The following is a 22,061-nucleotide window of genomic DNA, read 5'->3' on the forward strand; positions in this document are numbered from 1 at the left end:
TTTTGATCCTGGGACTTCTGCTGTGGTGGGGCGGCCACCTGTTCAAACGGCTGGCGCCGGATATGCGCGCCTCCATGGGCAATGGCGGGCGCGGCGTGGTGGCGCTGGTGCTCGTGGCGGGTGTGGTGCTGATGGTGCTGGGCTACCGCTCCGCCGAGAGCTTCGACCTGGCGCTGGTTCCGCCGTTCCTGACACATATCAACAACCTGCTGGTGCTGGTTGCGATCTATTTCATGAGCCCCGGCCCGCATAAGGGGGCACTGTTCTACAAGATGCGCCACCCGATGCTGACGGGCTTCGGCCTGTGGGCGCTGGCGCACCTGCTGGTGAACTGGGATCCGGCGTCCTTTGTCCTGTTCGGCGGTCTGTGGGCCTGGTCCATCGCCGAGAAGGTTGTGATCAACCGCGCCGAGCCGGGCTGGCAGCCGGGCCCCAAGGGCACCATCGCCAAGGACGGGATGTTCCTTGCCGCCTCGATTGTCCTGATGGGGGTGATCGGCTACGTCCATGGTCTGGTCGGCCCGTCGCCGTTTGGCGGATAGACCCGAGAGCAGGATAGGAAGCCATGAAACTGTACCGATTTTTGTCCGAGGACGACACCTCCGCCTTCTGCCACAAGGTGACCGATGCGCTGAACAAGGGCTGGGAACTGCACGGCAGCCCGACCCAGACCTTTGATCCCGTCAAGGGGATCATGCGCTGCGGCCAGGCGGTGGTGAAGGAAGCGGACGGAACCTACACCCCTGAGACCAAACTGGGAGAGCACTGATGGCCAAGACCAATCCGGGCCGGTTTTTCGAAGATTACACCGTGGGCGAGGTGATCGCCCATGCGGTGCCCCGCACGGTGTCAGGCGGCGAGCGGGCGCTCTATCACGCGCTCTACCCGGCGCGCCATGCGCTCTATTCTTCGGATGAATTTGCCCGGGCCTCTGGTCTGCCCTCAGCGCCGCTGGATGATCTGGCGGCCTTCCATGTGGTGTTCGGCAAAACGGTGCCGGACATCTCCCTCAATGCGCTGGCGAACCTCGGCTATGCCGAGGGGCGCTGGCTGCTGCCGGTTTACCCCGGAGACACGCTGCGCTCGGAGTCCGAGGTGATCGGCCTCAAGCAGAACTCCAACGGCAAATCCGGCGTGGTCTATGTGCGCACCCGCGGGCTGAACCAGCGCGATGAATGCGTGATGGAATACGTGCGCTGGGTGATGGTGCGCAAACGCGACCTGGATGCGCCGGCGCCGGAGACGGTGATCCCCGAGCTGAACAAGGTGATCCCGGCGGAGCAGCTGGTGATTCCGGCCGGGCTGGATTTCAGCAGTTACGATTTCACCCTGGCAGGCGAGCCGCACCGCTGGGGCGACTATGAGGTGGGCGAGAGCATCGACCATGTGGACGGCGTCACCATCGAGGAAGCCGAGCACATGATGGCGACCCGGCTGTGGCAGAACACCGCCAAGGTGCATTTCGACAACACCGCGCGGCCCGACGGCACAAGGCTGATCTATGGCGGCCATGTGATCTCGATGGCGCGGACGCTGTCGTTCAACGGGCTGGCCAACGCCCAGATGATCGTCGGCCTGAATGGCGGGGCGCACGCCAACCCCTGCCTGTCGGGTCTTACTGTGCGGGCCTGGTCCGAGGTGCTGGACAAGGCCGACACCGCGGCGCCCGGCGTTGGCGCAATCCGGCTGCGGCTGGTCGCGACCAAGGGCGGCGCGCCGTTTGAGCTGAAGGGCGAGGACGGCAAGTATCTGCCGGATGTTCTGCTGGATCTGGATTACTGGGCCTTGATGCCGAAGTGACCGGGCAGGGGCGCTGCCCCCTGCCGCCGCGGGCGCTCATCCGCAAGGTGCTTCAAATCAGAAAGTAGCTGCGGGGTTTTCCCGCGGCTGGCAGAATTGTGATGACCTTTCGCGCGATTGCCGCTTAAGCTGGCGGCATGCGGGTTTTGCAGCTTCTGGTTTTCTCCATGCTCTCCCTCTGGCCGCTGAAGGCAGCGGCCTGCGATCTGGCATTGGTGCTGGCGGTGGATGTCTCCGGCTCTGTCGATGCCGAGGAATACCGCATTCAGATGGACGGTCTGGCGGCGGGGCTGCGCGACGGGGTGGTCTCTGAGGCGCTGGTCAAGGCACGCGCCCAGGTGCTGCTGATGCAATGGTCCGGGCAGTCGCGGCAGGAAGTGACGCTGCCCTGGGCTGAAATCCGGACCTTCGGCGATGTGGAGGCGCTGGCGCAGCAGATCGAGCAGGCGCCGCGTCCCTGGCGCAATTACTCGACCGCCGTTGGCGAGGCGCTGTTCCTGGCGCTTGAGCAGTTTCCGGCGGTGGCGCATTGCAGGCGCCGGGTGATCGATGTCTCCGGCGACGGGTTCTCCAATGAAGGGGTTGAGCCGCGGGCGGCGCATGCAGCGCTGGCGGCCGCCAATGTGACCGTGAATGCCATCGCCATCGAGCAGAGCGAGCCGGAGCTGACCGCCTATTTCTTCGAAAATGTGATCCGCGGCGAGGGGGCCTTTGTGGTCTCTGCCGCGAGCTTTGCCGACTACCCGTCGCGCATCCGCAAGAAGCTGGTGCGGGAAGTGGCGCGGCAGACTGCGGCGCTGCTGCCCGGGTCCCGCCAAGGCGGCGCGGCTTTGCAGTGATTTGCAGATTGCCTTGTGATTCTGCAAAAAATTTTCAACCGGAGGATTTGTGATCACTAATTATTTGCTGTGATCACAAGCCGTGGCGTTTTAGCGCCAACAGGCCAGAAACCTGCCGGATTTGACCGATCCGCCGGGTGACACGCCGTAAAAATCGGCTAAAACGTCGTCAGCCAACCTGAAAAGGAGCCAACATGGCCGATGTCAATCGGGGCAACCGCCCGCTTTCGCCGCATTTGCAGGTCTACCGGCCGCAGCTGACCTCCGTGACGTCGATCCTGACGCGGATCACCGGCAACGCGCTGATCGTTTCCGCGCTGCTGATCGCCTGGTGGTTTCTGGCCGCCGCAACCTCGCCTGACTATTTCGCCACCGCCAACGGCCTGCTGACCAGTTGGTTCGGCGATCTGGTGATGACGCTGTCGGCGCTGGGCCTGTGGTATCACACGCTGGCGGGCGTCCGGCACCTGATCTGGGACAACGGCTACATGCTGGACCTGGAGCAGGCCGAGAAGCTGGGCTGGGCCGTCGTGATCGGCTCTGTTGTCCTGACCCTCATCACCATCGTCATCGTCTGAGCCAAGGGAGAGTTTCGCCATGCGTTATCTGACCGACCGCAAGCGCGCCGTTGGCATGGGCGCCGCCAAATCGGGCACCGCCCATCACTGGTCCATGCAGGTGAGCGCCATCGGGCTGCTGATCCTGGTGCCGCTGTTTGTCTTCACCTTCGGCAGCGCGCTGGGCGGCTCCTATGAGGAAATCACCGCCTATTACTCGCGCCCGTTCCCGGCCATCGTGGCCGCGCTGACCCTGGTGGTCGGCATGATGCATTTCAAATCGGGCGCCCAGACCATGATCGAGGACTACGTGCACGGCTTTAAGGGCCGCCTGACGATCATCCTGGTCACCTGCCTGTCTTATGCCGTGGCCGCGACCGGCGTTTACGCGCTGATCCGCCTGGCCCTGTAACTCCCCGAGGTTTTCATCAATGGCTGCTTACGAATACGAAACACATGAATATGACGTGGTCGTGGTTGGCGCCGGCGGGGCTGGCCTCCGTGCGACGCTGGGCATGGCGGAGCAGGGGCTGCGCACGGCCTGTGTGACCAAGGTGTTCCCGACCCGCTCCCACACCGTGGCGGCGCAGGGCGGCATTGCCGCCAGCTTGGGCAACATGGGCCCGGACAGCTGGCAATGGCACATGTATGATACCGTCAAGGGCTCCGACTGGCTGGGCGACACCGACGCGATGGAATACCTGGCGCGCGAGGCCCCCAAGGCGGTTTACGAGCTGGAGCACTACGGTGTGCCGTTCTCGCGCACCGAGGAAGGCAAGATCTACCAGCGCCCGTTCGGCGGCCACACCACCGAGTTCGGTGAAGGCCCCGCGGTGCAGCGCACCTGCGCCGCCGCTGACCGGACCGGCCACGCGATCCTGCACACGCTGTATGGCCAGTCGCTGAAAAACAACGCGGAATTCTACATCGAGTATTTCGCCATCGACCTGATCATGTCCGAGGACGGGCAGTGCCAGGGGGTTGTGTGCTGGAAGCTGGATGACGGCACCATGCATGTCTTCAACGCCAAGATGGTGGTGCTGGCGACCGGCGGCTATGGCCGCGCCTACTTCTCCGCCACCTCGGCGCATACCTGCACCGGCGACGGCGGCGGCATGGTGGCGCGCGCGGGCCTGGCGCTGCAGGACATGGAGTTCGTGCAGTTCCACCCGACCGGCATCTACGGCTCCGGCTGCCTGATCACCGAGGGCGCACGGGGCGAGGGCGGCTATCTCACCAACTCCGAAGGCGAACGGTTCATGGAGCGCTATGCGCCCCAGTACAAGGACTTGGCGCCGCGCGACTATGTCTCGCGTTCCATGACCATGGAGATCCGTGAAGGCCGCGGCGTCGGCGCCGAGGGCGACCATATCCACCTGAACCTCTCCCACCTGCCGGCCGAGGCGCTGGCGGAGCGGCTGCCGGGTATTTCGGAAAGCGCCAAGATCTTTGCCGGCGTGGATGTGACCAAGGAGCCGATCCCGGTTCTGCCCACCGTGCACTACAACATGGGCGGCATCCCGACCAACTATTGGGGCGAGGTGCTGAACCCGACCGCCGAGGATCCGACCGCCGTGGTGCCGGGCCTGATGGCCGTGGGCGAGGCGGGCTGCGCCTCGGTGCATGGCGCCAACCGGCTTGGGTCCAACTCGCTGATCGACCTGGTGGTCTTCGGCCGTGCCTCTGCCATCCGCGCGGGCAAGGTTGTGGACCCGGAAGCGGCGAACCCGGTGCTGAACCAGGCCTCCGTCGACAAGGCGTTCGACCGGTTCGACACCCTGCGCAACGCCAAGGGCGGCATCCCGACCGCGGATCTGCGCCTTGAGATGCAGAAGTGCATGCAGGCAGACGCGGCGGTGTTCCGCACCTCCAAGACCATGGCGGAAGGCGTCGAGAAGATGACCGCGATTGCGGCCAAGCTCGATGACCTGCAGGTGACTGACCGCTCGCTGGTCTGGAACTCCGACCTGATGGAGACGCTGGAGCTCACGAACCTGATGCCGAATGCGCTGGCCACCATCGTTGGCGCCGAAGCGCGCAAGGAAAGCCGCGGCGCCCACGCGCATGAGGATTTCACCACCCGCGACGACGAGAACTGGCGTGTCCACACCGTCTCCCGGGTTGAGGGCAACAAGGTGGATCTCAGCTACCGTCCGGTGATCGTGGATCCGCTGACCACCGAAGACGAAGGCGGCATCAGCCTCAAGAAAATCGCGCCCAAGGCGCGGACGTTCTGATGCGGGGTGCTATCCTTGTCACCGCATGCGCGGCATTGACTGCCTGCGCTACACCAGGCGCGGATACGATTCTGTCGCTGAGCGAAAGTGTGCAGAAGGACTCGCTGCGCAGCTGTCATGCTGATCTGGGTATCAAGGGGCCGTTTGCACCGCAGAAACTATTGCTTAGGGACGGCCGGGTCTCGGTTTTCGCTGCCAACGGAAACGGGGTTTCGCTGAATGAGGCACGCAGCATCAACAAGTGCTCAAGAGAGCGGCTCCTGGGGCAATATGGTGCTGGCCGCGATGTTTTTTTGCACAGTGCGGAGACGCAAAACGCGAACATTCTTGCCTGTAAGAATGAGCTCGGCGTGCCGGGACAGTTCGAGGTGCAGGTTTTCTCCTATGGCAGCCGGGCGACTGAAGTAACGATTGTCCCGGGGGGCTCAGTTACCAAGCAAGACGCCCGCGCGATCAATGCCTGTGCAAGGGGAAAACTGCGCAGGGGTGCGACAGCGGCTCCCGCTCAGCCTTATCAGGCTGGGGGCTTGGAGCAGGCTGCACCGCAGGCCGCCTATACGACGGTGCCGCGACTGCAATGCCCGAAAGACGCCTCCGTTCTTTACGGTGGTTCAACCTATTGTGTCGGGAGCTGAAAAGTGTGTCGCGCTTCTGACTCCCTGCTACACGGCAATTCAGCCCGTGGTGGCTTTGTGACACAACCAACGGCCGGTGGTTCGCAGGCGCGCGCGCGGCGGCTTGGCCTCAATGAACGAATTGCTGCAGGCAGATTCTGCTTGCTGGGCATGTGAAGGAGTTGAAATCATGGTTCAATTCAGCCTCCCCAAGAACTCCAAGATCACCACGGGCAAGACCTGGCCCAAGCCGGACGGCGCCAGCAATGTGCGCAAGTTCAAGATCTACCGCTGGAACCCGGATGACGGCCAGAACCCGCGGGTCGACACCTATTTCGTCGATATGGACAGCTGCGGCCCGATGGTTCTGGACGCGCTGATCAAGATCAAGAACGAGATCGACCCGACGCTGACCTTCCGCCGCTCCTGCCGCGAGGGGATCTGCGGCTCCTGCGCGATGAACATCGACGGCATCAACACGCTGGCCTGTATCTACGGCATGGATGAGATCAAGGGCGATGTGGCGATCTACCCGCTGCCGCATATGCCGGTGGTCAAGGACCTGATCCCGGATCTGACGCATTTCTATGCCCAGCATGCCTCGATCATGCCGTGGCTGGAGACCAAGACCAACCGCCCGGCGAAAGAGTGGAAGCAGTCCATCGAGGACCGCAAGAAGCTGGATGGCCTCTATGAATGCGTGATGTGCGCATCCTGCTCGACCTCCTGCCCGAGCTACTGGTGGAACGGCGACCGCTACCTGGGGCCGGCCGCGCTGCTGCATGCCTACCGCTGGATCATCGACAGCCGGGACGAGGCCACTGGCGAGCGTCTGGACAACCTCGAGGACCCGTTCAAGCTTTACCGCTGCCACACCATCATGAACTGCGCCAAGACCTGCCCCAAAGGCCTGAACCCGGCCAAGGCGATTGCGCATATCAAGAAGATGATGGTCGAGCGCGCGGTCTGAACACCGCAGGCGGTCCGCAAGGATCCGCCGCCTCGCGCGATGAAAATTGCAAGGCCCCCGGTTTCCTGCGAAACCGGGGGTGTGTTTTTGGCAGGCAATGGATTTACGGGCATGAGGCTTCTTGGATGCGCCGCAGGGGCGCTGACCCTGATGGCGGGCTGCATGACGGCAACGGATCACGACCGTATCGGCGGCCAGCTGGCGGCGACGGATGCCAGGATTCCGGGTTGTATCGCGGAGGCCGGGATCACCGGCCAGGTCCGGATCAGCACCGAGTTCCTGGGCCATGGCGCCGGGGCCACTGTGTTGCGCAATGTGCAGTCCGGGCCGAATGTGACAGAGGCGCAGGCGGCGCAGGCAACCTCCTGCGTCAACGTGTGATTTTTGCTGTTGAGGCAGGTGGGCCGCGGTTCTAACCTGCCGGAATGCAACCGCACGTTTATGCCGTACTCCTGGCCGGTTTTGCCGGCCTGTCGATGCCGCTGGGCGGGCTGCTTGCCTGGTGCGAGCACATCACCAACCCAGCGCTGCGCGACCGGGTGCTGCACACCATCTCGGCTGTTGGCGGCGGGGCGCTGGCATCAGCGGTGGCGCTGGTGCTGGTGCCCGAGGCGGCAGACGCGCTGCCGCCGCATTGGGCGGTCGGCCTGTTTGCTGCGGGCGGGTTGGTTTTCTACCTGATCGATACCGTTTTGCAGCGTAGTGGCGGCAGCGGCGCGCTGCTGCTGGCGATGCTGCTCGATTACCTGCCGGAGGCGATGGCGCTGGGGGCAATGCTGGTGGCTGATGCGGCCACTGCCAAGCTGCTGGCGCTGATGATTTTCCTGCAGAACTTGCCCGAGGGTTTTGCCGCTTTCCGCGAGGTCTGGAGCGGCGACAGCCCGGGCTGGCATGTGCTGCTGCTGTTTCTGGGGCTGGCCGCGCTTGGCCCGGCCTGTGCGCTGGCCGGGCTGGTCTGGCTGGCTGAGGCCGAGGCCGCACTGGGGGCGATCATGATCTTTGCCGCCGGCGGCATTCTTTACCTGCTGTTCCAGGATATCGCGCCCAATGCGCACAGCAGCCACAGCAATGCGCCTGCGCTGGGGGCGGTCGCCGGGTTTGCGCTGGGGCTGGCAGGGAACATGCTGATCAGCTGAGGCGGGTGCAGGACTTGCGGCGGCTGCATGGCAAACCTGCAAAATCATGCGGTGCGCAGGCCGGCGCCGCGGGCTAGGCTGCGGCTTAGGGGAGGATGGTGCCGAAAGTCAGGAGACCGCCCGATGAAACCTGTTGAAACCCAGCAAGATCAGCGTGATCAGCAAGCCCGCGCCGCACTTGAGGCGCTGGAGCAGGCCTATGCATATTACACCCCTGAAACGCCGGTGGCGCCTGTTCAGGAGCAGGAGCAGCTGTTTGAATATTACCAGGCAGCATGAAGCAGGTTTTGCCTCTGTCCTGCCTGGCATTTCCATTTGAAGGGCGGGGCAGGCGGGGCTAGACAGGCCGCATGATACTCATTGCTGTTCTGGCGGTTGGCGTCTTCTGCTATTTCCTGTGGCGCCACCGCGCGCTGGATCTGACCCGCAACTGCCGCTGGCGGCAGGTGAAATCTGAAGGACAGTGGCGCTGCAGCTATTGCGGTGCGGTGGATGCGGGCAGCGAAGCACCGCGCATCTGCCGCAATCCGGAGCGCAGCGCCTGACAAGATGTGCTTGCGGCAGTGGCGCGAAGGGCTTGCACCCCGGCGGGGATGCGGTCTTGATGGGGCAAACGAACAGGAAGGTTAGCCCAAATGTCCAGCACTCCCGCTGCCCCCGCCGATGCGGCGGTCCGCCGTGCCGTCAAGCCGGTAATCTGCTACCCCAATGACACCCTGCCAGTGCCGGACCTTGCGCTCTACAGCCAGGCGCGCGAGGGCGCGGTGAAGACCGGAGAGGTGCTGGTGCCGCCCCGCGATGCCGCCTGTTTCGAGGTGCCTGCCGGGCATTTCTTCCGCATCAGCTCTGTCGAGGGGCCGCAGGTGGGCGACCTGAACCTGTGGAACAGGAATGACCTCAGCGAGCGGTTCTATTCCGGCAAGACCCGCGCCCTGCACGGCACCCATATCACCACCGGCGAACGGATGTGGACCAGCTTCCCGCATCTGCGCCCGATGGCGACCGTCGTGGCGGACACGCTGGGCTGGTACGGCATGGATGAATACGGCGGTTCGGTGCATGATGTGATCGGCACCCGCTGCGACCCTTACACCGGCAATCTGCTGGCGGGCAGCCAGTACCACCATTGCTGCCACTCCAACCTGACCCGGGCGCTGGCGGATCATCTGGGGGTTCCCCTGGCAGAAGCAGAACCGCATGTGCATGATGTCCTCAATGTATTCATGTGCACCGGCTTCACCCGCGATACCGGCCAGTATTTCATGAAGGCAAGCCCGGTGCGTCCCGGCGATTATCTGGAGTTTTTTGCCGAAATTGATTTGCTGGGCAGCCTCAGCGCCTGCCCGGGCGGTGATTGCTCGGCCGAGCATTCCAGCGATACAGCCGCCTGTTATCCGCTGCTGGTTGAGATATTTGCCCCGGAAAAAGGCGCACTGGATGATTGGCAAAGCCCGCCGCCCAATGGCTATGACCGCAGCCATGGCCGCGGGTGAACCGGTGAGCCAATTGGAATGCGGAGCGGCTGCCAATACTGCCGTCCGGAAAAATCGGCTCACTTATTTTCAAAATGGGAATTTTAAGGTTCGGCCGGCATCGCCGGAATGAACGGCCGGTGGAAAGAAAAGGGCAGCAGAAAATCTGCCGCCCTTTTCTGATTTGTTCTGCGCGGCTTCAGCTGAATGCGGCTTCCAGCGCAATTTCGACCATATCGCCAAAGCTGCGTTCGCGCTGATCGGACGGCAAGGCCTCGCCGGTGCCCAGATGGTCGGACACGGTCAGCACCGCCAGCGCACGGCAGCCGTGGCGGGCGGCCAGCGTGTACAATTCCGCTGCCTCCATCTCGACGCCCAGGATGCCGTGGCGGACCATCTGCTCGTTCAGGTCGGGGCGTTCGTCATAGAACACGTCCGACGAGTAGATGCCGCCGATGTGGGTGGTTGATCCGCGTTTGGCGGCAGCCTGCGCAGCTGCCTGCAGCAGGCCCCAATCGGCGCAGGGCGCAAAGTTCAGCTCGCGGAAAATGCCGCTGGAGGGGCTGTTCAGGGTGCTCGCGGTCATTGCCAGGATTACATCTCGGACTTTGACCTTGTCCTGCATGCCGCCGCAGGAGCCGATGCGGATCAGGGTCTTTGCGCCGTAGTCCCGGATCAGCTCATTGGTGTAGATCGACAGCGAGGGCATGCCCATGCCGCTGCCCTGGATGGTGACGCGGTGGCCGTTCCAGGTGCCGGTATAGCCCAGCATTCCGCGCACTTCATTGACCAGCCGGGCATCCTGCAGAAAAGTTTCGGCCGCCCATTTCGCGCGGTAGGGGTCGCCGGGCATCAGAACGGTTTCAGCAATGTCGCCCTGCGCGGCGCCGATATGAATGGTCATCGCCTTGCTCCGCTGCGGTGTCAGATTTCCAGGTCGGAAATATCCATGCCCGCGGTCAGGGCGGCATGCACCCAATGCGGTTTGCGGCCGCGGCCGGTCCAGGTTTCCTCGGGGTTGCTCGGGTTGCGGTATTTCGGGGCAGCCTTGGTTTTCTTGGCGCTCTGGCGGTTCGCGCCGGCAATTTCATCCAGTGAAAAACCAAATTTTGCGGCCGCTTCCTCGGCGGCTTTCAATGCTTCCTGGCGTTCGCGCAGTTCTGCGTCGCGCAGCGCCTCAGCAACATCGGTTTGCAGCTGAAGAAGTTCTTTTCTGCTCATTGCTGAAAGATCGACGGTCATTTTGAACTCCATATAAAAATGACATACCGGAAAAACCGGTATGTCATTCCTTATGGCCCAATTTCCAGACGCGTTTCAGCATCTTTTTCGGCTATTTGCGGGAATTTGCCTGTTAAGGGTCAATTCGCTGCAATTTGAGGTGGCTTTGCCAGGTCGACAATGTCGCTCATAATTGAATTCAGCTCAAAATCCTTGGGCGTATAGACGCGTGCGACTCCCATTGATTTCAGCTTTTGCGCGTCCTCATCCGGGATAATGCCGCCGACAATTACCGGAATATGGTCCAGACCGGCGTCGCGCATGCGCTGCATCATCTCCTTCACCAGCGGCAGGTGGCTGCCCGAGAGGATCGACAAGCCGACCACATGGGCGTCGTCCTTCTGCGCCGCTTCCACCAGTTCCGCAGGGGTCATGCGGATGCCGTCATAGGTGATGTCCATGCCGCAGTCGCGGGCGCGGAAGGCAATCTGCTCGGCGCCGTTGGAATGGCCGTCCAGGCCAGGCTTGCCGACCACGAACTTGATCCGGCGGCCCAGCACGTCGCTGACGGCATTGACCGCATCGCGCAGGTCGTCCAGCCCTTCGGTCTTGTTGGAGACAGAGGCCGAAACGCCTGTCGGGCCGCGGTAGGTGCCGTGGACCTTGCGCATTTCCTCGGCCCATTCGCCGGTGGTGACGCCGGCCTTGGCGGCGGCAATCGAGGGTTCCATGATATTGGCGCCGCTTTGCGCGGCCGCGCGCAGGGCGGCCAGTGCCGATTGCACCGCGTCATTGTCACGATCTCCGCGCCAGGCATTGAGCCGGCTGATCTGTTCCTGCTCCACCGCCGGGTCGACAACCATGATGCCGCCGTCCTCGGTCTGCAGCGGCGAGGGCTCGCCCGCGGTCCATTTGTTGACGCCGACCACGATGGTCTCGTTCTTCTCGATCCGGTTCAGCCGTTCGGCGTTGGAATCGACCAGGCGGCCCTTCATGTATTCGATCGAGGCAACCGCGCCGCCCATCGATTCCAGGTTGGCCAGTTCGGCGCGGGCACCTTCCTTCAGCTCCTCCACCTTGGCGTCCACCGCCGGGTTGCCGTCGAACAGGTCGCCGTATTCCAGAAGGTCGGTCTCATAAGCCAGGATCTGCTGCATCCGCATCGACCACTGCTGGTCCCAGGGGCGGGGCAGGCCAAGCGCCTCGTTCCAGGCGGGCAGCTGCACCGCGCGGGCGCGGGCCTTTTTCGACAGCGTCACCGCCAGCATCTCGATCAGGATCCGGTAGACGTTGTTCTCCGGCTGCTGTTCGGTCAGGCCCAGCGAGTTCACTTGCACGCCATAGCGGAAGCGGCGGAACTTGGGGTCGGCGACGCCATAGCGTTTCTCGCTGATTTCATCCCACAGATCGACAAAGGCGCGCATCTTGCACATCTCGGTGACAAACCGGATGCCCGCGTTCACGAAGAAGGAGATGCGGCCCACCATCGCCGGGAAGTCCTCCGGCGCGATGCGCGGCTTCAGCTCGTCCAGCACCGCCTGGGCGGTCGCCAAGGCAAAGGCCAGCTCCTGCTCCGGCGTCGCGCCGGCCTCCTGCAGGTGGTAGGAGCAGACGTTCATCGGGTTCCACTTGGGCACGTTGGTGTAGCAGTACTCCGCCACATCCGCGATCATCTTGAGGCTGGGCTTGGGCGGGCAGACATAGGTGCCGCGCGAGAGGTATTCCTTGATCAGGTCGTTCTGCACCGTGCCCTGCAGCTTGGACACATCCGCGCCCTGTTCCTCTGCCACCGCGATATAAAGGGCCAGCAGCCAGGGGGCGGTGGCGTTGATGGTCATCGAGGTGTTCATCTGCTCCAGCGGGATCTGGTCGAACAGGGTCCGCATGTCGCCCAGGTGGCAGACGGGCACGCCCACCTTGCCCACTTCGCCGCGGGCCAGCACATGGTCGCTGTCATAGCCGGTCTGGGTCGGCAGGTCGAAGGCGACCGAGAGGCCTGTCTGCCCCTTGGCCAGGTTGGCGCGGTAAAGCGCGTTGGATGCCGATGCCGTGGAATGGCCGGCATAGGTGCGGATCAGCCAGGGGCGGTCTTTTTGCATCTGCGGCATGTCGGGCCTCGCGAGTCAGTGTGTCGGTAATTTTATTTCGTCAAGCAGATGTAAACTGCAATTTTCAACCCATGTCAATTCGCTGCGTTGCGGCAATTCCGCTGCCGGGGCGGCAAACCCTGCAGGCTTGGCGCTTGTAAAGGCTGTTGCCATGGGCAACTGTTCAACTATGACGCAAATCGTGGAACTTCCGCTGTGGCTCTTTGTGCTTATCGTCGGTTTTGCCGCGGTGACCTTTGCGTCGCATTTCCTGTTCCCCTCGGTGCGCTGGTTTTTCCGGCGGCGGCTGGAACGGGCGGTGGCGCGGCTGAACAAACGGTTGGAGCGGCCGATCGAGCCGTTCAAGCTGGCCCGCCGCCACGACATGATCCAGCGGCTGATTCACGACCCGCAGGTCGCGCAGGCCGCGGCGGATCACGCTGCGGCAGAAGGCATCCCGGAAAACGTCGCCTTCGAACAGGTGCGCCGCTATGCGCGCGAGATCGTGCCCGGGTTTTCCGCTTTTGCCTATTTCAGCCTGGCGATCCGGGCGGCGCGGTTCCTGTCCAATGCGGTCTATAGAGTGCGGCTGGGCCATCAGGACGAGGAAGCGCTGCGCGCCATCGACCCCACTGCCACCGTGGTCTTTGTGATGAACCACCGCTCCAACATGGATTACGTGCTGGTCACCTACCTGGCGGCGGAGCGCTCGGCGCTGTCTTATGCGGTGGGGGAGTGGGCGCGGGTCTGGCCGCTCAGCCGTCTGATCCGGGCGATGGGCGCCTATTTCATCCGCCGCCGCTCGCGCAATGATCTCTACCGCAAGGTGCTGGCGGCCTATGTACGCCTGGCCACCCGCGGCGGCTCCACCCAGGCGATGTTTCCCGAGGGCGGCCTCAGCCTTGATGGCGCGCTGGCCGCGCCCAAGCTTGGGCTGCTGAAATACATCGTCGAGGGCTACGATCCGGACCGGCGCGACGTGGTCTTTGTGCCGGTGGCGCTGAACTACGACCGGGTGCTGGAGGACAAGATCCTGACCTCTGCCGCCAAGGCGGGCGACCGCCGCTTCCGCGCCCGGATAGGGCTGGTGGCACTGCGGCTGCTGCGGCAGCTGTGGCTGTGGATGACCGGCCGCTACCACCGCTCCGGCTATGCCGGGGTGAATTTCGGCCGCCCGCTGAGCCTGGCCGGGTTCGGCGCCGGGCGGCAGGGCGACATCACCAAACCGCTGGCACGGGAACTGATGCAGCGGATCAGCGCCATTGTGCCGGTGCTGCCGGTGCCGATGATCGCGGCCATCCTGCTGCGGCACGGGCCGCTCAGCCGGGCCGCCATCGAGCACCGGCTGGAGGATCTGGCCGCGGCGATGCCGCTGGCGCACGTCCACATTCCGCGGGAAAACCTGTCCTATGCGGCTGAGGCCGGGCTGCGCCAGCTGCTGCGGCGCGGTCTGGTCTCTGAGGCCGATGGCCGCATCGTTCCGGCAGAAGAGGGCCGCGACCTGCTGGCGTTTTATGCCAATTCGATCCGCCACCTGCTTCCCGGCGGCGGCGAGTTGCCCGGTGGAGACCGTGATTTTTCTGCACCTGCTAAAGGTGATGCTGCATCCGCAAGGTCATAAAATTACCCAAATGACGCAAAAGAGGTTGCAATATTACTCTTCCAATCCTATCCCTCAGGTAACCGCTGCGATTCTGCACCGCGGCAAAAGAACAGGATACAAAGGAGGCCATCATGGCATTGGATACCCAGACTGACGTCATGTCGTACGAGGCGCCCGAGAAAGATCTCTATGAGCTGGGGGAAATCCCCCCGATGGGTTATGTGCCCAAGAAGATGTACGCATGGGCGATCCGCAAGGAGCGCCACGGCGAGCCGAACACTGCGATGCAGCAGGAAGTGGTCGATGTGCCGGAGCTGGACAGCAACGAGGTGCTGGTCCTGGTGATGGCGGCCGGCGTCAACTACAACGGCGTCTGGGCCTCCCTTGGCAAGCCGATCTCGCCGTTTGACGGCCACAAGGCACCTTATCACATTGCCGGTTCCGATGCCTCGGGCATCGTCTGGGCGGTGGGCTCCAAGGTCACCCGCTGGAAGGTCGGCGACGAGGTCGTGATCCACTGCAATCAGGACGACGGCGACGACGAGGAATGCAACGGCGGCGACCCGATGTACTCCCCTAGCCAGCGGATCTGGGGCTATGAGACCCCGGATGGCTCGTTTGCCCAGTTCACCAACGTGCAGGCCCAGCAGCTGATGCCGCGCCCCAAGCATCTGACCTGGGAAGAAAGCGCCTGTTACACACTGACCCTGGCCACTGCCTACCGGATGCTGTTCGGCCATGAGCCGCACGACCTGAAGCCGGGCCAGAACGTGCTGGTCTGGGGCGCCTCGGGCGGCCTGGGGTCCTATGCGATCCAGCTGATCAACACCGCCGGCGCCAACGCCATCGGCGTGATCTCGGACGAAAGCAAGCGCGACTTTGTCATGGGGCTGGGCGCCAAGGGCGTTCTGAACCGCAAGGACTTCAACTGCTGGGGCCAGCTGCCCACGGTCAACACCCCGGAGTATGCCGAGTGGTTCAAGGAGGCCCGCAAGTTCGGCAAGGCGATCTGGGACATCACCGGCAAGGGCGTGAACGTCGACATGGTGTTCGAGCACCCCGGCGAGGCAACTTTCCCGGTCTCCACCTTCGTGGTGAAGAAGGGCGGCATGGTCGTTATCTGCGCGGGTACCACCGGCTATAACCTGACCTTCGACGTGCGTTACATGTGGATGCACCAGAAGCGTCTGCAGGGCTCCCACTTTGCCCACCTCAAGCAGGCCGCGGCCGCCAACAAGCTGATGGTCGAGCGCCGCCTCGATCCCTGCATGTCCGAAGTCTTCACTTGGGCGGATCTGCCCGAGGCGCACATGAAGATGCTGCGGAACGAGCATCTGCCGGGCAACATGTCGGTGCTGGTGCAGGCGCCGAAGACCGGCCTGCGCACCCTGCAGGATGTGCTCGAAGCAGGCAGCTGACCTGGCTCTGCGCCCGGACCTGAATGGTATTCCCCGCGCTTCGCTTATGTGAAACGCGGGGAATTTTATTTACAATTTTATCCAATTCGGACTGTCAGCAGCCGCCTCCGCGCTGTTTATGGGGACAGGCGATGCTATTGCGGCGCGTACCTGTGTAATTGTGGCGCTTTTTCGAGTTTTCAGCGTGTCTCACGGTTTCTGCCGCTCGAGCGGAGTGATTTCAGCATGTTGCCATTGACCTTCGGGTAGCTGGCGCTGCAGAAAGGTCCGCTTAACCGGTCTGCCTCTTGCCGGGTTCCCGACGGAACCCAGCGGCTTTAAGGAGCAGGCCCCGAAGGGAATGGCGCATCGCTGATGGCGAACAAGGCAGAACTGGACCGTATCCTCGAGTCGCTTGATGCGACGGAGACGCTGGATGGCCTCCAGCTGATCATCGAGCAGGTCTGTGCCGTGTTCGGCGTCGATCACGCCATGTATCACTGGGTGGACAGCGCCGGCGATCACTATTACTTCGGCACCTACCCGCAGGGCTGGGTCGAGCGCTACCAGAAGAAATCGTATGTCCGGGTCGATCCGGTTGTGGCCGGCTGCTACCAGCGTTTTCACCCGGTGGACTGGAAACGGCTGGACTGGTCGCCAAAGCCTGCCCGGGAGTTCCTCAAAGACGCGCTGGAGCACGGGGTGGGCAACCAGGGGTATTCGATCCCGATCCGCGGGCCGAACGGGCAGTTTGCGGTGTTCACCGTCAGCCATAGCTGCGACGACGAAGCTTGGGAAAAGCTGACGGAGCGCTACAGCCGCGACATGATCCTGATGGCGCATTACTTTAACCGCAAGGCGCTGGAGTTTGAGCCCGACCGCAGCCCGGAGCAGGCCCAGCCGCTGTCGCCGCGCGAGGTGGACGCGCTGACCTTGCTGGCGATCGGCTACAGCCGCGCGCAGGTGGCCAAGACTTTGTCGATCTCCGAACACACGCTGCGCGTCTACATCGAAAGCGCCCGCTTCAAGCTGGGGGCGATCAATACCACGCACGCGATTGCCCGCGCCATGTCGCTTGGTCTAATTGTAATTTAGCGCCAGGTTGAGAAATCTATCGTAAATACACTCTGAGATTGTGTGATGTAACCGTACCCTGTCCCCACTGTTCAACCAGAAGGGGACAAATTCATGCTTCGCTATATCTATGGCCGCGATCTACACAACCACGCATTTCTGGCGCATTCGATGTTCCGGGACCGGGCGGATCAGTTCAGGGACCGGCTGGGCTGGGAGGTGCAGGTCGACCGCAACGGCGAGGAACGCGATCAGTATGACGCGCTGGACCCGCTGTATGTGATCTGGGAAATGCCCGACGGCAGCCACGGCGGCTCCATGCGGTTTCTGCCGACCACAGGACCGGTGATGGTCAATGACGTGTTCCTGGATCTTGCGGGCGGTGTGCCGGTCTGCAGCCCGCTGATCTGGGAATGCACCCGCTTCTGCCTGTCGCGGGAAGCCGGCGGCAATGTGGCCGGGGCGCTGACCCTGGGCGGAGTTGAGATCATGCGCAATTTCTCGGTTGCGCATTTCGCAGGCGTCTTCGACCGCCGGATGGTGCGGATCTACCGCAGCCTTGGCTTCAGCCCGGAGGTCATCGGCACCCAAGGCGAAGGACGCGACCGCATCTGCCTGGGGCTGTGGGGATACACGCCGGAAGTCTACCGGAACGTAGCCGCCAAGGCGGGCATCTCGCCGGAACTCTCACAGCTCTGGTTCGACCGCTCCTTTGGCGGAGCGCGTGCGGCGAAACCCTTGGCGCTGACCGCCTGACGGCGGCGGATTCCGGGGCCGGTTCCTCTGGCGGACCCGGCCCCGCGGCTGTAGGGTCGCGCCATGACAGCTTTGCCCGTACAGTTTTCCGATGACCAGGCCACCGCTTATGACAGCGTGACCGAGCTCCTGCGCAAGGCGGGGGTGGACCTTGATGACGGGCTACTGCACCCGCCCCGCGGCGACGCCGGGGTGATGGCGGTGATCGGCAAGGCCGGATCGGGCAAGACGCTGCTGCTGGCCGAGCTTTACAAGGCGCTTGAGAATTCAGGCGTCGAGGTTGTCTCCGGCGACTATGAAAGCCGCAAGAAAGGCGACGACCGCCGCACCCTGGCAATCCTGGCGCCGACCAACAAGGCCGCCAGCGTGCTGCGCCTGCGTGGAGTGCCGGCCACCACCATTCACCGCATTCTCTATACCCCGGTCTATGATCCGGAGTTCGAGAAGATCGCCGAATGGCTGGCGGGGCAGGGCGACCAGCCCGAGATCGAAGGGCTGACCGAGGAGGCGCTGGCCCGCGCCGCCGCCTTCTATGAGAAGAACAAGTCGATCCCCGGCGCGCTGGCCGCCGCGGGGCTGCGCGGCTCCGATTTCATTACCGGCTGGAAACGGCGCGAGGAGCCCTTGGACATCGGCTTCGTCGACGAGGCCTCGATGCTGGACGACCGCCAGTTCGAGGACCTGAAGGAAATTTTCCCGAACCTCATTTTGTTCGGCGACCCGGCGCAGCTGGCGCCGGTGAACCAGTCGGGGTCGATGGTGTTCGACGCGCTGCCGGAGCCGCGCCGCCTTATCCTGAACCGCATCCACCGGCAGGAGGCCGGGAACCCGATTTTGGACCTGGCCCATGCGCTGGCCGACCCGCAGCTCGGGTTCGAGGATTTCGAGCGCATGGTGGAGGATACCGCCCGCCGCGATGACCGCGTGGTCTGGGGCCAGAGGGTGGAGGTCGACCTGATGGCGCGCTCGCCGGTGCTGGTCTGGCGCAACAATACCCGTATCCGGCTGATCAATGCCTTCCGCACCGTTTACGGCGCGCCGGAGGATGAGCTGATCGCCGGCGAGCCGCTGATCTGCGACGGCATTGAGTTGCCGATGAAGCACCGCAAGAAACGCCTGGACCTGGAGGCCCGGGGGCTGATTAAGGGCGCCCAGGTGATCTTTCTCGGCCCCGGCCGCAAGCCCGGCTTCTCGCGCCTGCATGTGATGGGGGCGGAGGACCCGCAGGTCTCTGCCGCTTCGATCGTGAAGATCGAGAAGCCGGATGAGGAAGAGCCCTTCATCCCCTATGCCGCCCGCATGGGGGCAACGTTTCTGCACGGTGCCGCAGTGACCATCCACAAGGCACAAGGCTCGCAATGGGATACCACCCAGGTCTTTGCGCCCGATATCTATGCCGCTGCCCGCATGGGCCGGGTGGAGGCTGGCCAGCCGCTGTGGAAGCGGCTGGCCTATGTGGCCATCACCCGCGCCCAGGAGCGGCTGATCTGGGTGGTCAGGAACCGCCTGGCCAAGCCCGCAGGCCCGCTGCAGGTGGATGACCTGAAGGCGGTGCCGGCCGCGGCGCTGACGCTGGAAGCACAGGAGGAAACCCCGGCATGAGCAAGACAATCCTGATCACTGGCGCCAGCTCCGGCATCGGCCGAGCCGTGGCGGAGCTGTTCCTGGCAGAGGGCTGGCAGGTCGGGCTGGCGGCCCGCCGGGCGGAGAAGCTGGAAGAGGTGGCGCAGGGCCACACGAACGCTCATGTGCTGCCTGCCGATGTGACTGACCCGGCGGCGGTGGACCATGCGGTGAACAGCTTTGTTATGGCGGCAGGCCGGCTGGATGCACTGTTCAACAATGCAGGCATCTTCACCCCGCCGGGCACCATTGACGAGATCCCGCTGGAGGACTGGTTCGCCTCTGTGAACGTGAACCTCACCGGCATGTACCTGACCGCCCGCGCCGCCTTCCGGCAGATGCGCCACCAGGCGCCGCAGGGCGGGCGGATCATCAACAACGGCTCCATCGCCGCATACGTGCCGCGGCCCCATTCGGCGCCTTATGCGGCGACCAAGGCGGCGATTACCGGCCTCACCAAAAGCCTGTCGCTGGACGGGCGCCCCTTTGACATCGCCTGCGGCCAGATCGACATCGGCAACACCCGCACCCCGATGGTGGCGGACCTGAGCCAGCGCCACGCGGAGGCCAATCCCGGGGCTGAGATGATGCACACATTTGCGGTGGAGGACGCGGCGAAGTCGGTGCTGCATATGGCCAATCTTCCGCTGGAGGCCAATGTGCAGTTCATGACGGTGATGGCCACCAAGATGCCCTACATCGGCCGTGGCTAGGCTCTCCCGCCCGTTGCGGGCGCATCCCGGATGCGCCGCTCCCGTTGGGCACGGCGCTGCGCCGGCGCGCAGCATGGCTCCGCTCTTGGCGGCAAAGCCGCCGGCCAGGCAGCGGGACAGGAGTGCATTTTACAAAGGAGAGCCGGGGGGCTTCTTCTTTGCAGCAAAATACTCCGCGGTGAATTGGCCGTCAGGCCAAGAGGGGCAGCGCCCCTCCTTACCGGTTCCTGAGCAGGCTGAAGGCCGCAGATGCGCCCCAGCCGGCGGCAATGGCAATTGCCAGCGACATCAGGCCATAGAGGAACGGCTGCTCGCGCGAGAGGGAGAACAGGAACCGTTCCAGCCCGACCTTGCGCACGTCGATGGTGGTCTCATATTGCGACACCACCTCGCCGCCGCGAGTCAGGAAGATGCGGGTCAGGTAATCGCCCTCGGTCAGGTCGGCAGGCATCTTGATCGCGGTGCGGAACAGGGTCTGCTCATCCACCGCCACGGTGTTTTCGCGCAGCGAATAGAGCCCGTTCTTCTCGCGGATCCGCATCACTGCATCGGCAAAGGCCTGGGCGCCGCGGATGTGCATTGCCGCGCCGACCGAGCGGATCGCGCGTTTGATCGAAATCCGGTAGCGCAGGTCTTCGGTATCTTTCAGAACTTTGGCAAACGGGGCGCTGGTGGCCACCGCGTAGAAGGCCGGCGCCGAGTCGACCAGCACGCTGTCCACGTTGACCCAGATGCCCAGCTTCTTTTCCTTGCGCCGCACCATCACGGACGGGGCCGGGCCGGAGACTGCCACGACCACCTCCAGCGGGTCGTCCTGCGGGATCGGGGTTTCCCTTTTCACCGCACCGAAGATCAGGATCTCGGAGCCGTCGAAGGTGGCGGTGATCGCCACCCGGTCCTGGCTGAGGCCCAGCACGACCTCCTCCTTGGCGGCCCGGGCCGCGGATTGCGGCAGCAGCGCAAGGGCGGCGGCAGCCAGGGCAGAGAGAAGCAGCTTGCGCATGATCAGTGGCCTCCCGCTTCGCCGAGCGTGAACAGCTCGGAGGGTTGCAGCAGCAGGTCGAGGCCCAGCTTCACGCAGACCGCAATGACCATCAGCGCCAGCAGGATGCGCAGCTGCTCGGCCTTGAGGTAGACCCCAATGCGAGTGCCGATCTGGGCGCCCACCACGCCGCCGATCAGCAGCAGAACCGCCAGAACGATGTCCACGGTATAGTTGGTGGTGGCGTGCAGCATGGTGGTGAAACCGGTGACCAGGATGATCTGGAACAGCGAGGTGCCGACAACCACCTTGGTCGGCATGCCGAGGATGTAGATCATCGCAGGCACCATGATGAAACCGCCGCCGACACCCATGATCGCGGCCAGAATGCCGACGCAGACGCCGACCAGAATGGGCGGGATCACCGAGATATAGAGGCCTGAAGTGCGGAACCGCATCTTGAACGGCAGCGCATGCACCCAGCCGCGCTGGCGCCGGGCCGCAGGCGCGGCGCCGCCTGCCTTCTTGGACTTGCGGATCGCGTTCAGGCTTTCGATGAACATCAGCCCGCCGACAACGCCCAGGAAGACGACGTAGCAGAGCTTGACCAGCAGATCGACCTGGCCGAGCGCCTTGAGGTAGTTGAACACCACAACCCCCAGCGCCGCGCCCATCAGGCCGCCGGCCTGCAGCACCAGCCCCATTTTGATGTCGACCGTGCGCCTTCGGAAATGCGCCAGCACGCCGGAGAAGGAAGAGGCGACAATCTGGTTTGCCTCGGTGGCCACCGCCACTGCGGGCGGGATGCCGATGAAGAACAGAAGCGGCGTCATCAGGAAACCGCCGCCAACTCCGAACATGCCCGAGAGAACCCCCACCATTCCCCCAAGTCCCAGGAGAAGGAAGGCATTCACTGAGACCTCAGCTATGGGAAGGTAGATCTGCATGTTCTTTGTTAAACCGCAGTCATATCAAAAATC

Annotated in this window: 25 protein-coding genes; 20 read left to right on the top strand and 5 right to left on the bottom strand. The window is 63.7% G+C overall.

The genetic code is table 11. From position 1 onward, the window contains the following. Positions 1-2 precede the first annotated feature (2 nt). The 14 genes from LHL23_RS18685 (at position 3) to LHL23_RS18750 (ending at position 9,646) form a co-directional block, all read left to right on the top strand. The gene (locus tag LHL23_RS18685; RefSeq protein WP_226431056.1) at positions 3-542 is read left to right on the top strand and encodes an NnrU family protein; all 540 of its coding nucleotides are present in this window, start codon (positions 3-5) and stop codon (positions 540-542) included. A gap of 23 nt (positions 543-565) precedes the next feature. Continuing rightward, positions 566-769, top strand: coding sequence for a DUF1737 domain-containing protein (locus LHL23_RS18690; protein WP_024088976.1), 204 nt, complete (start codon positions 566-568; stop codon positions 767-769). Continuing rightward, entirely contained in the window at positions 769-1,800 is a 1,032-nt protein-coding gene (locus LHL23_RS18695) for a MaoC family dehydratase (RefSeq protein ID WP_226431057.1), read from the top strand. The genes LHL23_RS18690 and LHL23_RS18695 overlap by 1 nt, the downstream gene beginning before the upstream one ends. Before the next feature lie 137 nt (positions 1,801-1,937). Further along, positions 1,938-2,639 carry a DUF1194 domain-containing protein gene (locus LHL23_RS18700; RefSeq protein WP_226431058.1) on the top strand — a complete coding sequence of 234 codons (702 nt, stop codon included), beginning with the start codon at positions 1,938-1,940 and terminating at the stop codon, positions 2,637-2,639. Between the two features lie 194 nt (positions 2,640-2,833). Then, the gene (sdhC, locus tag LHL23_RS18705) at positions 2,834-3,217 is read left to right on the top strand and encodes a succinate dehydrogenase, cytochrome b556 subunit (RefSeq protein WP_222479537.1); all 384 of its coding nucleotides are present in this window, start codon (positions 2,834-2,836) and stop codon (positions 3,215-3,217) included. Positions 3,218-3,236: 19 nt separating this feature from the next. After that, the gene (gene sdhD, locus LHL23_RS18710; RefSeq protein ID WP_222479539.1) at positions 3,237-3,608 is read left to right on the top strand and encodes a succinate dehydrogenase, hydrophobic membrane anchor protein; all 372 of its coding nucleotides are present in this window, start codon (positions 3,237-3,239) and stop codon (positions 3,606-3,608) included. A 19-nt stretch (positions 3,609-3,627) separates the two neighbouring features. Next, a complete protein-coding gene (sdhA, locus tag LHL23_RS18715) occupies positions 3,628-5,433 on the top strand; it encodes a succinate dehydrogenase flavoprotein subunit (RefSeq protein ID WP_226431059.1) in 1,806 nt (601 codons plus the stop codon). Beyond that, the gene (locus LHL23_RS18720; RefSeq protein WP_226431060.1) at positions 5,433-6,068 is read left to right on the top strand and encodes a hypothetical protein; all 636 of its coding nucleotides are present in this window, start codon (positions 5,433-5,435) and stop codon (positions 6,066-6,068) included. The genes sdhA and LHL23_RS18720 overlap by 1 nt, the downstream gene beginning before the upstream one ends. A gap of 169 nt (positions 6,069-6,237) precedes the next feature. Continuing rightward, positions 6,238-7,017: a succinate dehydrogenase iron-sulfur subunit gene (locus LHL23_RS18725; RefSeq protein ID WP_222479543.1), complete on the top strand. Its 780-nt coding sequence runs from the start codon at positions 6,238-6,240 to the stop codon at positions 7,015-7,017. Between the two features lie 111 nt (positions 7,018-7,128). Further along, positions 7,129-7,398 carry a hypothetical protein gene (locus tag LHL23_RS18730; RefSeq protein WP_226431061.1) on the top strand — a complete coding sequence of 90 codons (270 nt, stop codon included), beginning with the start codon at positions 7,129-7,131 and terminating at the stop codon, positions 7,396-7,398. Positions 7,399-7,442: 44 nt separating this feature from the next. Continuing rightward, positions 7,443-8,153 (top strand): ZIP family metal transporter, encoded by a 711-nt coding sequence (locus LHL23_RS18735; RefSeq protein WP_226431062.1) that lies wholly within the window; start codon positions 7,443-7,445, stop codon positions 8,151-8,153. Positions 8,154-8,276: 123 nt separating this feature from the next. After that, a complete protein-coding gene (locus LHL23_RS18740) occupies positions 8,277-8,432 on the top strand; it encodes a hypothetical protein (protein WP_226431063.1) in 156 nt (51 codons plus the stop codon). Positions 8,433-8,503: 71 nt separating this feature from the next. Then, positions 8,504-8,698 (top strand): hypothetical protein, encoded by a 195-nt coding sequence (locus LHL23_RS18745; RefSeq protein ID WP_222479551.1) that lies wholly within the window; start codon positions 8,504-8,506, stop codon positions 8,696-8,698. Between the two features lie 90 nt (positions 8,699-8,788). After that, complete coding sequence (locus LHL23_RS18750) at positions 8,789-9,646, top strand: urea carboxylase-associated family protein (protein WP_226431064.1); 858 nt, start codon at positions 8,789-8,791, stop codon at positions 9,644-9,646. Between the two features lie 178 nt (positions 9,647-9,824). Here LHL23_RS18750 and deoD read toward each other — a convergent pair whose 3' ends face one another. The 3 genes from deoD to LHL23_RS18765 form a co-directional block, all read right to left on the bottom strand. Next, positions 9,825-10,529, bottom strand: a complete 705-nt coding sequence (gene deoD, locus LHL23_RS18755) for a purine-nucleoside phosphorylase (RefSeq protein WP_226431065.1) — start codon at positions 10,527-10,529, stop codon at positions 9,825-9,827. Positions 10,530-10,549: 20 nt separating this feature from the next. Beyond that, entirely contained in the window at positions 10,550-10,867 is a 318-nt protein-coding gene (locus LHL23_RS18760; RefSeq protein WP_226431066.1) for an H-NS histone family protein, read from the bottom strand. Positions 10,868-10,986: 119 nt separating this feature from the next. Beyond that, positions 10,987-12,954, bottom strand: coding sequence for a protein meaA (locus tag LHL23_RS18765; RefSeq protein ID WP_226431067.1), 1,968 nt, complete (start codon positions 12,952-12,954; stop codon positions 10,987-10,989). Between the two features lie 169 nt (positions 12,955-13,123). Between LHL23_RS18765 and LHL23_RS18770 the strand changes: the two genes are divergently transcribed. The 6 genes from LHL23_RS18770 to LHL23_RS18795 all read left to right on the top strand — a co-directional run bounded on the left by LHL23_RS18770 (position 13,124) and on the right by LHL23_RS18795 (position 20,099). Further along, on the top strand, positions 13,124-14,554 hold the full coding sequence (locus tag LHL23_RS18770; protein ID WP_226431068.1) for a 1-acyl-sn-glycerol-3-phosphate acyltransferase: 1,431 nt from the start codon (positions 13,124-13,126) through the stop codon (positions 14,552-14,554). 113 nt (positions 14,555-14,667) lie between these two features. Then, positions 14,668-15,954, top strand: a complete 1,287-nt coding sequence (gene ccrA / locus LHL23_RS18775) for a crotonyl-CoA carboxylase/reductase (RefSeq protein ID WP_226431069.1) — start codon at positions 14,668-14,670, stop codon at positions 15,952-15,954. 354 nt (positions 15,955-16,308) lie between these two features. Continuing rightward, positions 16,309-17,028 (top strand): helix-turn-helix transcriptional regulator, encoded by a 720-nt coding sequence (locus tag LHL23_RS18780; protein WP_222479565.1) that lies wholly within the window; start codon positions 16,309-16,311, stop codon positions 17,026-17,028. Between the two features lie 93 nt (positions 17,029-17,121). Beyond that, positions 17,122-17,763, top strand: coding sequence for an acyl-homoserine-lactone synthase (locus LHL23_RS18785; protein WP_226431070.1), 642 nt, complete (start codon positions 17,122-17,124; stop codon positions 17,761-17,763). A gap of 63 nt (positions 17,764-17,826) precedes the next feature. Beyond that, positions 17,827-19,365, top strand: a complete 1,539-nt coding sequence (locus LHL23_RS18790; RefSeq protein WP_222479569.1) for an ATP-dependent DNA helicase — start codon at positions 17,827-17,829, stop codon at positions 19,363-19,365. Continuing rightward, complete coding sequence (locus LHL23_RS18795) at positions 19,362-20,099, top strand: SDR family oxidoreductase (RefSeq protein ID WP_226431071.1); 738 nt, start codon at positions 19,362-19,364, stop codon at positions 20,097-20,099. Before LHL23_RS18790 ends, LHL23_RS18795 begins: the two co-directional genes overlap by 4 nt. A gap of 217 nt (positions 20,100-20,316) precedes the next feature. Here the strand turns inward: LHL23_RS18795 and LHL23_RS18800 are convergent, their stop codons facing one another. After that, positions 20,317-21,102: a TIGR02186 family protein gene (locus tag LHL23_RS18800; protein WP_222479573.1), complete on the bottom strand. Its 786-nt coding sequence runs from the start codon at positions 21,100-21,102 to the stop codon at positions 20,317-20,319. A gap of 2 nt (positions 21,103-21,104) precedes the next feature. Continuing rightward, on the bottom strand, positions 21,105-22,028 hold the full coding sequence (locus LHL23_RS18805; protein WP_174146096.1) for a sulfite exporter TauE/SafE family protein: 924 nt from the start codon (positions 22,026-22,028) through the stop codon (positions 21,105-21,107). Positions 22,029-22,061 lie beyond the last annotated feature (33 nt).

The sequence above is a fragment of the Leisingera sp. McT4-56 genome, assembly GCF_020514995.1.
Taxonomy (GTDB): domain Bacteria; phylum Pseudomonadota; class Alphaproteobacteria; order Rhodobacterales; family Rhodobacteraceae; genus Leisingera; species Leisingera aquaemixtae_A.